Source organism: Vibrio sp. 970, assembly GCF_033339075.1.
In genome coordinates this window covers 1-591 of sequence record NZ_JAWOTW010000560.1, presented here as the reverse complement: position 1 = coordinate 591, position 591 = coordinate 1, and the positions used below count along the sequence as shown (strand labels likewise).

Genomic DNA, 591 nt, shown 5'->3' with positions numbered 1-591 from the left:
GAGATAAAAATAGGTTTCAGTCAATCGCTGAGCAAGGCGATAGTTTTCTCGCGTTCCATCCATAATCGCAGCAAGAGCCGCTTCATCAGAAACATCGCGTAGCATAAGAGCGACTAACACCCAACCCCATTCTTCACTGCGATCTTGTTGGTAACGCTGCTGAAGGTTTGCTTTTGCTTGCTCAGGGTTTTGATCCGCTTCAATGATGTATAACCACAATGCGCGAAATGGATCGCTTGGCATCTCTTGATAATGCTTGGTCATATCTTCCAAGGCCAAATCAATACGACCGCCGTAGTATAGCGCTATCGCCCGATTGCGCTCTGCGTAAGAGTTATCTGGTGCAAGTTCGAGTGTTGAATCAAATGCTTCGTATGCCGCATCAAACTCTCCAACCTGAGTAAAGTAAACGCCGAGAAGATTAAATATATCTGGCTGAGCTGGGTTCAACTGCAATGATTGGTTGAAATCCAAACGAGCAAGGTCACGCAAGCCAACACTGTCGTAGTAATTACCACGTTCATAGTGCATTTTGGCACGCACTTCATCGCTGAGATCAGGGCGCTGCAGTAGTTGTGATAAACGCGCAAT

The 591-nt window shown here is 46.4% G+C and carries 1 protein-coding gene; it reads right to left on the bottom strand.

Features of this window, described 5'->3' with window-relative positions:
* Positions 1–591: lipoprotein NlpI (nlpI, locus tag R7Q11_RS27865; RefSeq protein ID WP_318094475.1), on the bottom strand; the 591-nt coding region annotated here is incomplete at both ends.